Below are 1,123 nucleotides of genomic sequence, written 5' to 3'. Positions count from 1 at the left end.
CGGCAGCGCCGGTCGCGGAGCCGGACGAAGCGGTGCAGCGGGTCGGTGGGTTGGTAGGCGTCGGTGCCGGCCGGTGGGCCGAGCCCCCGGCCGGCGGCCACGGCGGCGCGGATCTCGGTGCTGTCGGTGAGCGCGAGCAGGGTGCCGGTCAGCTGGTCGACGACCGCGATGCGTGGGCGTTCGGCCAGCGCGGTGTCGATCAGCCGGCGGGTGTCCAGCAGCCGGGTGAGCGCCGCCCGGGTCGCTGGACCGGCGGTGTCGCGGCCCGCGGGCTGCTGCCCGGCGGCGACGGCGGCGAGCAACTGATCGGCGGCGGCCAGCTCGGCCGCCCGCAGCCCGGCCAGCCGCGCGTCGAGGTCGCCGCCGGTCGCGTCAGCCCCGGTTTCGGCCCCGGCCCCGGCCGCTGGCTCGGGCTGGGCCGCTGGCTCGGGCTGGGCCGCGGCCTGTGGCTCGGGCTCGGGCTCGGCGTCGGTGTCGGCGTCGGGGCGGGGGAGCAGGCCGAGCTGGTAGGCCAGCTCCCGCACCTGCGCCGCCGACACCGGGCCCCCCTCGAGCTCCCCCGGCGCGTCGGCGCCCGGGCCCTGTCCGGTGAGGGTGTCCACGCCGGCGATCAGGGTGAGCAGCACCCGCACCACGGGATGGTCGGCGTGCGGGCGCAGGATCAGGTCGGCCAGGCAGTCGGCCATCCGCTGCTGGTGGGTGCGCGGGTCCCGGTTGCCGTCCTCGTCGAACTCGCACGCCTTGGCGTAGCCGCCCAGCGCCTCCCGGCAGGCCCGCCCGACCGGCCCGGTCAGCAGGACGGTGAGGGCGGCCATGCCGTCGTCGCGGGCATCGAGGCGGACCTGCCGGTCCCGCACGGCCTTGGCCAGCCGGTCGGCGGCCGCGGCGGCGTCGATCTTGGCGACCGCGCGCCGCACGCCGGCCTTCAGCCCGGCCGGGGTCTGCCCGGCCACGGCGCGGGGCAGCACCGTCGCCTCCACCTGCGCCCGCTTGCCCGGGTCGGTGACCGGGCCGGCCTGCTCGACCATCACCCGGGCGTGCTGCGGGGACAGCTCGCCGGCCTCCAGCGCGGCCAGGGTGGCGGGCAGGCCCTCGGCCAGGGTGATCGCGTCGACCAGCAGCA

General features: G+C 79.2%; 1 protein-coding gene. It reads right to left on the bottom strand.

All coding sequences use genetic code 11. The features are described from left to right. Positions 1 to 1,123 (bottom strand): DUF222 domain-containing protein (locus tag AC2H4J_RS23660; protein WP_487467377.1); only part of this gene is annotated, 1,123 nt, incomplete at both ends.

The organism is Blastococcus sp. OS1-29, from assembly GCF_057628075.1.
Note: the sequence above shows the minus strand (reverse complement) of the source record. Positions and strands in the feature narration are given on the sequence as shown.